Here is an 11,391-nt window from a genome sequence, read left to right on the forward strand (position 1 = left end):
GACCGATGAGGCCAGATGAGGTTTCATGCGAGTTTCATTTGCAACATGGCCCTGCGCAGCCTATTTGCCGGGAAGGCGTTTCTTCGCCCTCAGATTCAGGTAAAATCCATGGCAGCAAAAAAGAAGACCGTATCTGCGGATAGCGGCAATCCCTTCAGCACACTCGTCAACCTGTGGCCCTATATGTGGCCGGTGGGACGCGCGGATCTGAAAGCGCGCGTCATCTGGGCGACGGTGTTTCTGCTCCTGGCAAAGCTGGTGCTGATCTCTGTCCCCTATTTCTTCAAGTGGGCGACGGATGCGCTAAACGGCAAGCTCGACATGGCGGGCATCCTCCCGGTCTTTCTGCTGGGCGCCGTCGTGCTGGTCGTCGCCTACAACTTTACCCGTATCCTGCAGGTGGGTCTGAACCAGCTGCGTGACGCGCTGTTTGCCTCGGTCGGCCAGCACGCGGTGCGCCAGCTTGCCTACAAGACCTTCGTGCACATGCATCAGCTTTCGCTGCGCTTTCACCTGGAACGCAAGACCGGCGGCCTGTCGCGCATTATCGAACGCGGCACGAAGGGCATCGAAACGATCGTTCGTTTCACCATCCTCAATTCGGTGCCGACGGTGATCGAATTCCTGCTGACGGCGATCATCTTCTGGGCCGCCTACGGGTTCGCCTACCTCGCCGTCACGGCTGTCACGGTTGCCGCCTATATCTGGTTCACGATCAAGGCCAGCGACTGGCGCATCTCCATCCGCCGGACGATGAACGACAACGATACCGAGGCGAACACAAAAGCCATCGATTCGCTTCTGAACTTCGAGACGGTGAAATATTTCGGCAACGAGGACATGGAAGCCAAGCGCTTCGATTCCTCCATGGAGCGCTACGAAAAGGCCGCGACCGACGTCTGGACCTCGCTCGGATGGCTGAACTTCGGCCAGGGCGTGATCTTCGGGCTGGGACAGGCAGTGATCATGATCATGTCGGCGCTTGCGGTGCAGCGCGGCGACCAGACGATTGGCGATTTCGTGTTCGTCAACGCGCTGCTGATGCAGCTCGCGGTTCCGCTTAATTTCATCGGCTTCGTCTACCGCGAAATCCGCCAGGGGCTGACCGATATCGAGCAGATGTTCGACCTTCTTGAAGTCGAAGCAGAAGTCGTGGACCGGCCGGACGCGAAGGATCTTGTCATAGGACAGGGACCTGAAAAAGGCGCCATCGCCTTTCGCGACGTGCAGTTCTCCTATGATCCGGCACGACCGATCCTCAAAGGCATCTCCTTCGACGTGCCAGCTGGAAAGACGGTGGCGATCGTCGGTCCATCAGGTGCCGGCAAATCCACCATTTCGCGCCTGCTCTACCGCTTCTACGATATCCAGAGCGGATCGATCACCATCGACGGCCAGGATGTGCGCAACGTGACGCAGAAGTCGCTGCGCTCGGCCATCGGCATGGTGCCGCAGGATACGGTCCTGTTCAACGACACGGTCGTCTACAACATCCGCTACGGCCGGCCGGGTGCCTCGGATACCGAAGTCCAGGCGGCGGCCGAGATCGCTCAGATCGACCGGTTCATCAAGGCTCTGCCGGATGGCTACGAGACAAAGGTCGGCGAACGCGGGTTGAAACTCTCGGGCGGCGAAAAGCAGCGCGTGGCGATTGCCCGCACGGTTTTGAAGAGCCCGCCGATCCTCATTCTCGACGAGGCGACCTCGGCGCTCGATACGACGACCGAGCACGAGATCCAGTCCGCACTCGATCTCGTTTCGAAGAACCGGACGACGCTTGTCATCGCCCACCGCCTCTCGACGGTTATCAATGCCGACGAGATCATCGTTCTGCGCGACGGCGAGATTGCCGAGCGCGGCACCCATTCGGGGCTGCTGCAGCAGGAAGGCCTCTACGCCTCGATGTGGAACCGTCAGCGCGAGGCGACGGAAGCGGAAGAGCAGTTGAAGAAGGTGCGCGAAAACGACGATCTCGGCATTGTCCGTCGCGGCGCACCTGCTGCTGAGTAACGGCAGCAGAATAACAGGAGAACAGCATGAGACGATATACGAACAGGCGGATGCTGGTACTCGGCGGTATCGCCATCATCTATATGCTGGTGCTGGTCTTCTACGGCTCGCCTCTGCTCGCCTTCTCGACCTGGATGGGCTGGGTAGACCCTGAGGCGGTTCGCTGAGGCGAAGATTTCTGTGGCAATGCACCGCGTCTGCGAGTGTCAGAAGACGAGGTTGGGCCTTTGGGAAACTGACGCGTCAGGGATAAACCGCGTTCAAGCAGAGGTCGCTGAGCGCTTCAAACGGTGTATTCCGTCAATTATACCGGGAAGTTGTATGACGTCATGGGCGCATCGACGGAACCGGATTGCCGCAAATAGGGTTTTTCTATAGGCAGGCAGCACAGACCATTGAGGAGAACCAAGGGTTGATCAATCTTTTCGACACCATCCGCAACACGCTCGTGCCGATCCACAAGGAAGGCTACGTTTTCGTCGTCATCTTTTTCGTCGTCTCGCTGATCCTCGGCTACTTCGCCGAGCCGCTGTTCTGGATCGGACTGGTACTGACGCTCTGGTGCGCCTACTTCTTCCGCGATCCGGAACGGGTCGTACCGCAGGATGACGATCTCGTCATCAGCCCTGCCGACGGCCGCGTCAGCCATGTTGCTCTGGTCGTGCCGCCAGCCGAACTGGATCTCGGCATCGAGCCGATGCTGCGCATCTCGGTCTTCATGAACGTGTTCGACTGCCACATCAACCGCGCCCCTGTTCGGGGCCAGGTGACACGCATCGAGTATCGCGAAGGGCAGTTCGTCAACGCGGAACTCGACAAGGCGTCCAGCGACAACGAGCGCAACGGGCTTGTCATCGACACCCCGCACGGCCGCGTCGGCGTTGTACAGATCGCCGGTCTCGTGGCACGCCGCATCGTCTGCTGGGTCAAGCCCAACGAGCCGGTCAGCGCCGGTGAGCGCTTCGGCCTGATCCGCTTCGGTTCGCGCCTCGACGTCTTCGTTCCGGCCGGTGGCCAGGCGCGCGTCGTGGTTGGCCAGAGAGCGGTCGGCGGCGAAACCGTATTGGCCGAATTCGGCTCCGCCAAGGGACCGACCATCGGCCGTCGTGCCTAACTAAACGCAAGGAGATCATCTGATGGAGACGCCCGTCTCGCCGCCGGAACAGAACCATACGACCGACGAGGCCCGTGGTCCGCGCCTGCGCGAGATCCCGGTCCGCCTGATGATCCCCAACCTGATCACGGTGCTGGCGATCTGCGCCGGCCTTACCGGGATCAGACTTGCCTTCGAGGGACGGTTCGAGCTAGCTGTCGCGATGGTGCTGCTGGCAGCCTTCCTCGACGGGATCGATGGTCGGATCGCACGGCTTCTGAAGGCAACGTCGAAATTCGGCGTGCAGATGGATTCGCTCGCCGACATCATCAATTTCGGCGTTGCGCCCGTCCTCGTCTCCTATGCGTTTCTGCTGGACGGAGCGAAATCCTTCGGCTGGATAGCTGCACTTCTCTATGCGATCGCGGCTGGCCTGCGGCTTGCCCGGTTCAACGTGATGGAAGACCGCGGCATCAAGGCGCCCTGGCAGTCTGAGTTCTTTGTAGGCGTTCCGGCGCCCATGGGTGCGCTTCTGGTGCTTCTGCCGGTCTATCTCGGTTTTCTCGGCGTCGAACAGACGAAGTTCTTCGTGTATGCCAGCGTTCTCTACACGCTGTTGATCGGCTTCTTGTTGGTCTCGCGTCTGCCGGTCTGGTCCGGCAAGTCGGGCCGCATCCGCCGTGACCTGATGCTGCCGATCATGCTTGTGGCCGTTCTCTATGTCGGCCTCTTGATGAGCTACACCTGGGAAATCCTGGCAATCACCGCGATTGCCTATCTCTGTGTTCTGCCGTTTTCTGCCCGTGCGTGGAAAAAGCGTTATGGCACGATCACCATCGAGGACGAGCGCACGCACGTCTGATCGTCCTGCCCTTGCGACTGATGCTGCGGCGCACACGAATTGTTGCGTCGCAGCCCCAGCTTGCGGCAAGTTGGCGCGTCCATTCTTCTCTATCGCATCGTCAAGCCGCAGCCATGATTCCGCCCGGATTGGCGGCGAAATGCGCCGGCCCGCCCTTGAGCGGAACAGAGATTCGTGAGGAGACAGACGTGAGCAGCGAAACCAACAAAACCAGTATCGAGACCAAGCCGGACCTCTCCAGCCACTACCGTCCGCTCGGCCTCAAAGCCGTTGCTGCTGCGGCGATGATGCTTAACCGCAAGCCAACGCTCAGCCCGGCTCGCTGATCCGTCTCAGGCGCCGCGCAGGAAGCTTACGAGAAGCCCGAGCGCGAGCAACCCCATGACAACGCCGATCAGGCCATCCAGCACCCGCCACGCGGCGGGTCTGGCAAATAGCGGCGCCAAATAGCGGGCGCCGTAGCCGAGGCCGAAGAACCAGGCGAAGGATGCGATCACCGCGCCCGCGCCATAGGCTACCCTTTCCGGGCCTTGGTAGGCCGCAGACAGGCTGCCGAGCAGCAGGACCGTATCGAGATAGACATGCGGGTTTAGAAAGGTGAAGGCGAGACAGGTCATCACTGCCGCCTTGAGTGCCATGCCCTCAGGCGCGCCGGCGACCATCGCACCGGGCTGTACCGCCCGCCGGAATGCCATGGCCGAATAGGTGGCGAGGAACAGCGCGCCGCCGAGCGTCACCACCGAGATCAGCAGAGGCGACTGCGACACGATCGTTCCCAGCCCGCCGACGCCAGCTGCAATCAGCAAGGCGTCGGATGCCGCACAGATCAGGCACAGCACGAAGACATGGCTGCGGATCAGCCCCTGGCGCAGGATAAACGCATTCTGAGCGCCGATCGCCACGATCAGCGAGCCGCCCAGCGCAAAGCCGGAAAAACCGGCGGATATCAGGTTCATAGGGAGATCCGTTCAGGACGTGATTCGAAGGCTGGATGGTGTGACGCGGTCGGAACGGATCAAAACAGCGACATCTGGCCGCTGCTGCCGGATGCCTTTGGCGGCTTCTCCTGCGGCTGTGCCACCGCGACCGGTTTCTGCAGATCCTTGCCCATGTTGGACACCTTGTTGACCAGATCTGATACCGGAAATGCCTCGAAGAAATCGTCCTGTACCGGCCGCATCAGATCCGCCACGTGGCGTGGCTCACCGTTCTTGCAATCCAGCCAGCGCTCGAAATCCTCCGGCGCGATGACGACGGGCATGCGGTCGTGGATCGGCCGCAGGGCGTGGTTGGCAGCAGTCGTCAGGATCGCCGCGGTATCGACTTCCGAGCCATCGGCAGATGCGTAGGTTTCCATCAACCCGGCAAAGGCGATGACGCCCCCATTCTTCGGGCGGATCCAGAAGGGCTGTGAGGGCAGTCCCGTCTCCTTCGGGGGCCGGCGCCATTCGTAGAAACCGGAGGCCGGAATGAGAACGCGGCGGTGACGCATGGCGGCCCGGAACGACGCCTTTTCGGCCGCCGTCTCGGAGCGGGCGTTGATCATCAGGGGAAAGTCCTTGATATCCTTGACCCAGCCCGGAATCAGGCCCCACCGGGCAAGTACGGCGCGACGCGGCGGAAGATTGCTGCCGGGCTTCACATGCTCGTTCTGCATGACGATCAGGATCGGCTGCGTCGGGGCAATATTGTAGCGGGCCGGGAAACCTTCCTCCCCCAGCGCCTGCATGACCTCCAGAATTTCCTCAGAAGTCGCCGTCAGGGCGTAGCGTCCGCACATGCGAGATTAGATGGCACCGGGGTAGGCAGACGTCAAGCGGATCAGGCGCTGCGGGGACCGAAGAGGATGATCGCGCCGCCGAGGAGGCACACGGTCGTGCCGATCAAGTCCCAGCGGTCGGGCATCCGGTTCTCGACACCAGCAAGCCAGAGGATGGAAGCCAGAATGTAGATCGATCCATAGGCGGCGTAGGTCCGCCCGGCCGCGTCGCTTGGCACGAAGCTCAGCACCCAGGCAAACAGCGCGAGCGACACCATACCCGGCACCAGCCACAGAGCCGGCTTTTCCAGCCGCCACCAGGCCCAGAAGGCAAAGCAGCCGGCAATCTCGAAAAAGGCGGCGAGGCAATAGAGGAGATAGGTTTTCATGCTGTCCAGCCGTTGAGGTTCACCGGCATGGTTCGGGCCGTGTCATGCCGTGAGAGAGGGTTTTTGCGCGCGACATGATATGTCCTTGATGGGCGGCTATTCCCGCCTACACTATCCTGACCTTATCGCTCTTCAAAGCTTCAGCAGTCCATGACAACAGCCACGCCCTCCCCGCAAGCCGCGTCGTCGGCCATTCTCGAACGTGACGGCAAATTTCTGCTGATCCGGCGATTGAACCCGCCCTCGGCCAATCTGTTTGCCTTTCCAGGGGGTCGGGCCGAGCCCGGCGAGACGCCATCGGAGACGGCGGTGCGGGAATTCTTCGAAGAGACCGGCATCGCTGTGCGCAATCCGACCCTGTTTGCCACCTACGACCTTAAGAAGGACAAGGACGACAACCGCCATTTCTCGCTCTCGGTGTTCCGTGTCGAAGCGGACCCCGAAGGAGAAGCGATTGCCGCCGACGATGCGGCCGATCCGGGATGGTATTCGGTTGAGGAGATCCGCAATCTTCCCGTGCCTGCGAGCGTGCTGGAATGCGCCGAAAGGCTGGCGGCGGAACTGAAACGCGGTTAGGAGTTCGTATGCACCGCCTGATGTCTTTCCTCACGTCTTCCCACCGATTCGCGATCGTTGCTGCGATCGCGCTGAGTTGTGCCGCCGCGCCGGCTGGCGCCCAGTCGCAGAAAGCATCGTCGAAGCAGGCGCCGTCTGCGACAACGGCCGCGCCACAGGCGGAAACCGAATCAAAACCGGCTCCGTATGATTCGCAGATGATGCGGCTTGCGGAAGTGCTGGGATCGGTCACTTATTTGCGGTCGCTTTGCGGTGCAACCAGTGACGATTGGCGCGGATCCATGCAGAAATTGCTGGATTCTGACACCGCCAGCGAGCCTAAACGGCGGGAACGCTTGACCGCCGCCTACAACCGCGGCTACCGCTCGTTTGCCGCGGTTCACACATCCTGCAATGAACCCGCACGCATGGCTGAGGAACTCTACCGTGCCGAAGGCGCAACACTTGCCGCCGAAATAGCCAGTCGCTACGGAAATTAGCGGTTTATTTACCTCTTTTGACCTCAAGCCGTGTCGTTTTGATAAAAGGCTGATAAAGTTCTTAATGGGTCAGTAATTAATACGGGTACCGAGGATCAAGAGTATGCAGACAGGCCGCAACGAAATCGATGACATGATCGTCCACGAGAAGATGCAGGCTGCGTTGGAATATCAGAATGAAGCCTGGGCCGATGGCCGTGCCGATGGCATCGAGGCTGAAATCATTGCTGATGTCGCGATGGCCTGCGCCATTCGCGAGACGATCCGCCTGCTGGGCGAAACCGGCGCCGAAGCGCTGCTGGATTCGCTGAAGAACCGCATGCTGGCCGGAGAGTTTTCGCCGGAACGGATCGTTCAGTAATCTCGCACATCCTTATCAGGCACAAGAAAAGCCGAGAATTCCCCTTCGGAAGGCGGCCGGAATGCATATCATGACAAACTTCAACGGTCTGCGTCTGGCGCTTGCCGCAACATGTTTTTGCGGCTTGCAGGTTATGGCACCGGCTTCTGCGCTGGCGCTGAGCACCACAGCGCAGGGTGAAACAGGCGGCAGCCCATCGTCCGGCGTCATGCAGGCTTTCGAGGGCCCGCAAGTGCCCGCGACCGGCTCGGCCCAGGCGCCCGTAGCAACGCCCGCTGCACCTGCCGCCGGCCAGCCAACGGCTGCGGCGACCGACACGATCCAGGCCGACATCATCCGCGACATGACAACACTGCCTGAGCCTGTCAAGAAAATGCGCGCCGCCTTGATCGAGGCCGCAGCCTCCGGCGATATCGAACGGCTGAAGCCGCTGACCAATCCCGGCCCGAACCAGACCCAGGTTATGGACTATCAGGGCGACGATCCGGTCGGCGCGCTGAAGAACTTTTCCGGCGATCCAGACGGCCAGGAAATCCTGGCGATCGTCATGGACCTTCTCTCCGCCAGCGCCGTGAGGCTCGAGGCCGGGCAGCCGGAAGAGGTTTACGTCTGGCCGTATTTCGCCGGCAAGTCGATCTCTGCGCTCACCCCACCCGAGCGCGTCGAGCTGCTGCGGATCGTTACGGCCGGCGATATGATCGGCATGGAAGAAAACGACGCCTATAATTTCTACCGCATCGGCCTGTCGCCCGACGGCCAGTGGAAGTTCTTCACCGGCGGCGACTGACTCCTGCCGATCCGCTTGCGGCACCGCGACTGCACTTGTTCGCGCGGTCGGGAGGGCTTACCTGTCGGGTTCGACCTTCCGGCTCAACAATCGGACCTTTCGCCATGCCCGCCGTCCATCTTCCTTCGCGCCAGCTGATCCGGGTTTCCGGTGTCGATGCACGCGATTTTCTCCACAGCCTGATCACGACAGATATCGAGTCCCTGCCTGAACGGACGGCCCGTCCCGGCGCGCTTTTGACGCCGCAGGGCAAGATCCTGTTCGACTTCATGATCTCCCGAGACGGCGACGATTTCCTGATGGAGACCGATGCCGCCCAGCGTGACGCGCTGATGCGCCGTCTCACCATGTACAAGCTGCGGGCGGCCGTGACGATTGCAGCCGACGATGCCGATGGCGTGACGGTAACCTGGGGCGACGGTTCGGTTACTGGTGCTGCGGATGCGGCGTTTGCCAAAGCCGGCGTGACTTTGTCGCGATATCCGGGAAAGCCCGAGGGCATTGCGATCGACGCGTCGGAAGCCGAGTACGAGACGCTGCGGGTCGCGTCCGGCATTCCGGCCTCCGGCTTCGACTATGCCCTGCAGGATGCCTTTCCGCACGACGTTCTCCTCGACAAGACCGACGGGCTGTCGTTCCGCAAGGGTTGCTATGTCGGGCAGGAAGTCGTCTCTCGCATGCAGCACCGTGGCACGGCACGGCGGCGTGTCGCGCTCGTCACAAGCGAGACTGCCCTGCCCGTCTCAGGCACGGACATCATGGCCGGTGGCAAGCCGGTCGGCACGCTCGGATCCGTCTTGGGTAACAAGGGGCTTGCAATCGTGCGGATTGACCGGGTCGGCGATGCGATCGCCAATGGTATTCCCCTGACGGCGAGCGATGTCACCGTCGTTCTCTCGCTGCCGGAATGGACCGACCTGTCGTTCCCGACAGCGACGCAAGAGGCCGAGCCGTGAGCGGATCGAAATCCATGCGGGCCTGGCAGCGGATGCTTTCCGGCCGTCGGCTCGACCTGCTGGACCCCTCTCCGCTCGATGTCGAGATTGCTGATATCGCCCACGGGCTTGCCCGCGTTGCGCGCTGGAACGGCCAGACCAAAGGCGACCACGCGTTTTCGGTGGCGCAGCACAGCCTGATCGTTGAGCAGATCTTTTGTCGCACCAATCCCGATGCCTCCAGCGAGGCGATGGCGATGGCGCTTTTGCATGACGCACCCGAATACGTCATCGGCGACATGATCTCGCCCTTCAAGTCGGTGGTTGGCGGCGGTTACAAGGCGGTGGAATTGCGGCTCGAGGCAGCGATCCATATCCGCTTCGGCCTGCCGCCGCATCCTACCAAGGAGCTGAAGGTGATGATCAAGAAGGCCGATACGGTTGCCGCGTTTTTCGAAGCGACCGAGCTTGCCGGATTTTCCGTCACCGAAGCCCAGAAATTCTTCGGCGTGCCGCGTGGCATAACCCGCGACATGCTTGAACTGAAGCCGATGCCGGCGCTGGATGCTCAGGCGCGCTTTCTCGAGCGTTTTCATGCGCTTGAAGCCGATCGCGGTGTGACGGCATGAGCCGGATCATCGTCTGCCCGCTCGACAAGATCGCCGAACTCTCGGTCCGTCACGGTGCGCGGGAAATGGTGAGCCTGATTGCCGAAAAGCAGGATTTCCACCGACCGGCCGTGATTGCAGCCGCGCGGCACCTGAAGCTCAAGATGAACGATATCGGCTTTGCCGGCACCGGCACTCTGATTGCGCCGAGCGAGGCGCATGTGGAGCAGCTGATCGCCTTCGTCAAAGACTGGGACCAATCAGCGCCGCTCGTCGTGCATTGCTGGATGGGCGTATCCCGCTCTCCGGCAGCGGCCGTCATTGCGTCGCTTTCACTTTATCCCGATCAGGATGAGGTCGAGCTGGCGACGAGGCTGCGCAAGGTCGCGCCGCATGCGACCCCGAACACACGGCTGATCGAGATCGGCGACCGGCTGCTTCAGCGGGATGGGCGGCTCGTTCAGGCGATCAAGCGGATCGGCCGGGGAGCGGAAACCGATGGTCGCGCCTCGTTCGTTCTGCCGGTTACGGCCAATGCCGAAATCGAAAAAAGCGCGTCCTGATCCCCTGGTGCGGCTGAGAAACGTCGCACCGTTTGCCTTGACCTGACAGTCACCCGCGCCAATTAGCCCCCTCTTTACAATAAAGGATCAGGCCCTGAATGGAACAGGCATCGGCTTTCGTCGTCGCAACCCGCGCGGCACTCTCACAGCTCACAGCCCTCGGCATCCAGTATTCATTCTCGGTCATCGGCGCCATTCTTCTTCTGATCGTCGGATGGGCCGCCGCCCGCCTGCTCAGCCGCTGGGCGCATAACGGTCTGTCGCGGGTGAACGGCATCGACGCAACGCTGGCGCAGTTCTTCTCCAACATCATCCGCTACGCGGTGCTGATCATCGTCGTAGTGATGGTTCTCGGCCAGTTTGGCGTCCAGACGGCATCGGTCCTTGCAGCCCTCGGCGCAATCGGCCTCGCGGTCGGCCTCGCCCTGCAAGGCACGCTGCAAAATATCGCAGCCGGCATCATGCTTCTGGTTCTGCGCCCGTTCCGCGTGGGCGAATCGATCGAGACCGGCAATGTCAGCGGCACGATCGTCGATGTCGGCCTGTTCGCAACCGAGCTTCGCACCGCCGAGGGCGTTTATCGCCTGGCGCCAAATTCGACCCTGTGGAACGTGCCGATCACCAACTATTCGCGCCTTCACACGCGCCGCCACGAGATTTCCGTGACGCTGTCGGCCGACCAGAGCCTCGACGAGGCCGAAACCAAGCTCAAGTCGATCGCCAAGGCGGAGACGCGGGTGGAGAGCAACCCGGCACCGACCACCTATCTGGCGGATTTCGATGCCGGTAGTGCCAAGCTGACACTGCGCTACTGGATCAAGAGCGCGCAGTGGTGGACGGTCAGCCGCGACATGACCAAAGCCGTCAAACTCGCCTTCGACAAGGTGGTCGAGGAAGAGGTACCGGCCGATGCGCAGGACGACAATCCGGCTTCATACACCCCATAACGGTATCGACGGGGAGATCGGC

The 11,391-nt window shown here is 61.5% G+C and carries 16 protein-coding genes; 13 read left to right on the forward strand and 3 right to left on the reverse strand.

The window, feature by feature from the left end; all coding sequences use genetic code 11:
- The first annotated feature begins 108 nt into the window (after nucleotides 1-108).
- The 5 genes from IFT59_RS10485 to IFT59_RS10505 all read left to right on the forward strand — a co-directional run bounded on the left by IFT59_RS10485 (nucleotide 109) and on the right by IFT59_RS10505 (nucleotide 4,291).
- The gene (locus tag IFT59_RS10485) at nucleotides 109-2,010 is read left to right on the forward strand and encodes an ABCB family ABC transporter ATP-binding protein/permease (RefSeq protein WP_192086779.1); all 1,902 of its coding nucleotides are present in this window, start codon (nucleotides 109-111) and stop codon (nucleotides 2,008-2,010) included.
- A 26-nt stretch (nucleotides 2,011-2,036) separates the two neighbouring features.
- Entirely contained in the window at nucleotides 2,037-2,177 is a 141-nt protein-coding gene (locus IFT59_RS10490; RefSeq protein WP_156461813.1) for a hypothetical protein, read from the forward strand.
- A 245-nt stretch (nucleotides 2,178-2,422) separates the two neighbouring features.
- On the forward strand, nucleotides 2,423-3,124 hold the full coding sequence (locus IFT59_RS10495; RefSeq protein ID WP_180215429.1) for a phosphatidylserine decarboxylase: 702 nt from the start codon (nucleotides 2,423-2,425) through the stop codon (nucleotides 3,122-3,124).
- Between the two features lie 22 nt (nucleotides 3,125-3,146).
- On the forward strand, nucleotides 3,147-3,965 hold the full coding sequence (locus IFT59_RS10500; protein ID WP_062453369.1) for a CDP-alcohol phosphatidyltransferase family protein: 819 nt from the start codon (nucleotides 3,147-3,149) through the stop codon (nucleotides 3,963-3,965).
- Nucleotides 3,966-4,153: 188 nt separating this feature from the next.
- Nucleotides 4,154-4,291: a hypothetical protein gene (locus tag IFT59_RS10505; RefSeq protein WP_192086780.1), complete on the forward strand. Its 138-nt coding sequence runs from the start codon at nucleotides 4,154-4,156 to the stop codon at nucleotides 4,289-4,291.
- 6 nt (nucleotides 4,292-4,297) lie between these two features.
- Here IFT59_RS10505 and IFT59_RS10510 read toward each other — a convergent pair whose 3' ends face one another.
- The 3 genes from IFT59_RS10510 to IFT59_RS10520 all read right to left on the reverse strand — a co-directional run bounded on the left by IFT59_RS10510 (nucleotide 4,298) and on the right by IFT59_RS10520 (nucleotide 6,113).
- Nucleotides 4,298-4,915: a LysE/ArgO family amino acid transporter gene (locus tag IFT59_RS10510; RefSeq protein WP_446737832.1), complete on the reverse strand. Its 618-nt coding sequence runs from the start codon at nucleotides 4,913-4,915 to the stop codon at nucleotides 4,298-4,300.
- Between the two features lie 65 nt (nucleotides 4,916-4,980).
- Nucleotides 4,981-5,745: an SOS response-associated peptidase gene (locus IFT59_RS10515; RefSeq protein WP_062579816.1), complete on the reverse strand. Its 765-nt coding sequence runs from the start codon at nucleotides 5,743-5,745 to the stop codon at nucleotides 4,981-4,983.
- A gap of 41 nt (nucleotides 5,746-5,786) precedes the next feature.
- On the reverse strand, nucleotides 5,787-6,113 hold the full coding sequence (locus IFT59_RS10520) for a YnfA family protein (RefSeq protein ID WP_192076683.1): 327 nt from the start codon (nucleotides 6,111-6,113) through the stop codon (nucleotides 5,787-5,789).
- A gap of 150 nt (nucleotides 6,114-6,263) precedes the next feature.
- Between IFT59_RS10520 and IFT59_RS10525 the strand changes: the two genes are divergently transcribed.
- From IFT59_RS10525 to IFT59_RS10560, 8 genes are all read left to right on the forward strand, one after another.
- Nucleotides 6,264-6,689 (forward strand): NUDIX hydrolase, encoded by a 426-nt coding sequence (locus IFT59_RS10525; RefSeq protein ID WP_062579812.1) that lies wholly within the window; start codon nucleotides 6,264-6,266, stop codon nucleotides 6,687-6,689.
- Between the two features lie 8 nt (nucleotides 6,690-6,697).
- Complete coding sequence (locus IFT59_RS10530; protein ID WP_246454007.1) at nucleotides 6,698-7,168, forward strand: TIGR02301 family protein; 471 nt, start codon at nucleotides 6,698-6,700, stop codon at nucleotides 7,166-7,168.
- A gap of 103 nt (nucleotides 7,169-7,271) precedes the next feature.
- Nucleotides 7,272-7,529: a hypothetical protein gene (locus IFT59_RS10535; RefSeq protein ID WP_062453374.1), complete on the forward strand. Its 258-nt coding sequence runs from the start codon at nucleotides 7,272-7,274 to the stop codon at nucleotides 7,527-7,529.
- Between the two features lie 61 nt (nucleotides 7,530-7,590).
- Entirely contained in the window at nucleotides 7,591-8,316 is a 726-nt protein-coding gene (locus IFT59_RS10540) for a hypothetical protein (RefSeq protein WP_192086782.1), read from the forward strand.
- 104 nt (nucleotides 8,317-8,420) lie between these two features.
- Entirely contained in the window at nucleotides 8,421-9,272 is an 852-nt protein-coding gene (ygfZ, locus tag IFT59_RS10545) for a CAF17-like 4Fe-4S cluster assembly/insertion protein YgfZ (protein ID WP_192086783.1), read from the forward strand.
- Nucleotides 9,273-9,286: 14 nt separating this feature from the next.
- Complete coding sequence (locus IFT59_RS10550) at nucleotides 9,287-9,880, forward strand: YfbR-like 5'-deoxynucleotidase (protein ID WP_249407578.1); 594 nt, start codon at nucleotides 9,287-9,289, stop codon at nucleotides 9,878-9,880.
- The gene (locus tag IFT59_RS10555; RefSeq protein WP_192086785.1) at nucleotides 9,877-10,422 is read left to right on the forward strand and encodes a tyrosine phosphatase family protein; all 546 of its coding nucleotides are present in this window, start codon (nucleotides 9,877-9,879) and stop codon (nucleotides 10,420-10,422) included. Before IFT59_RS10550 ends, IFT59_RS10555 begins: the two co-directional genes overlap by 4 nt.
- A gap of 98 nt (nucleotides 10,423-10,520) precedes the next feature.
- On the forward strand, nucleotides 10,521-11,369 hold the full coding sequence (locus IFT59_RS10560; protein WP_192086786.1) for a mechanosensitive ion channel family protein: 849 nt from the start codon (nucleotides 10,521-10,523) through the stop codon (nucleotides 11,367-11,369).
- The last annotated feature ends 22 nt before the right edge of the window (nucleotides 11,370-11,391 follow it).

Origin of the sequence: Rhizobium sp. CFBP 8752 (assembly GCF_014842035.1) — a bacterium.
Taxonomy (GTDB): domain Bacteria; phylum Pseudomonadota; class Alphaproteobacteria; order Rhizobiales; family Rhizobiaceae; genus Neorhizobium; species Neorhizobium soli.

Bases quoted from the DNA above. Each gene is read 5' to 3' on its own strand.
- IFT59_RS10530 (WP_246454007.1), top strand. From the start codon at position 6,698: ATGCACCGCCTGATGTCTTTCCTCACGTCTTCCCACCGATTCGCGATC.
- IFT59_RS10520 (WP_192076683.1), bottom strand. From the start codon at position 6,113: ATGAAAACCTATCTCCTCTATTGCCTCGCCGCCTTTTTCGAGATTGCC.
- IFT59_RS10485 (WP_192086779.1), top strand. From the start codon at position 109: ATGGCAGCAAAAAAGAAGACCGTATCTGCGGATAGCGGCAATCCCTTC.
- IFT59_RS10560 (WP_192086786.1), top strand. From the start codon at position 10,521: ATGGAACAGGCATCGGCTTTCGTCGTCGCAACCCGCGCGGCACTCTCA.
- IFT59_RS10490 (WP_156461813.1), top strand. From the start codon at position 2,037: ATGAGACGATATACGAACAGGCGGATGCTGGTACTCGGCGGTATCGCC.
- IFT59_RS10555 (WP_192086785.1), top strand. From the start codon at position 9,877: ATGAGCCGGATCATCGTCTGCCCGCTCGACAAGATCGCCGAACTCTCG.
- IFT59_RS10550 (WP_249407578.1), top strand. From the start codon at position 9,287: ATGCGGGCCTGGCAGCGGATGCTTTCCGGCCGTCGGCTCGACCTGCTG.
- IFT59_RS10540 (WP_192086782.1), top strand. From the start codon at position 7,591: ATGCATATCATGACAAACTTCAACGGTCTGCGTCTGGCGCTTGCCGCA.
- IFT59_RS10535 (WP_062453374.1), top strand. From the start codon at position 7,272: ATGCAGACAGGCCGCAACGAAATCGATGACATGATCGTCCACGAGAAG.
- IFT59_RS10525 (WP_062579812.1), top strand. From the start codon at position 6,264: ATGACAACAGCCACGCCCTCCCCGCAAGCCGCGTCGTCGGCCATTCTC.
- ygfZ (WP_192086783.1), top strand. From the start codon at position 8,421: ATGCCCGCCGTCCATCTTCCTTCGCGCCAGCTGATCCGGGTTTCCGGT.
- IFT59_RS10500 (WP_062453369.1), top strand. From the start codon at position 3,147: ATGGAGACGCCCGTCTCGCCGCCGGAACAGAACCATACGACCGACGAG.
- IFT59_RS10515 (WP_062579816.1), bottom strand. From the start codon at position 5,745: ATGTGCGGACGCTACGCCCTGACGGCGACTTCTGAGGAAATTCTGGAG.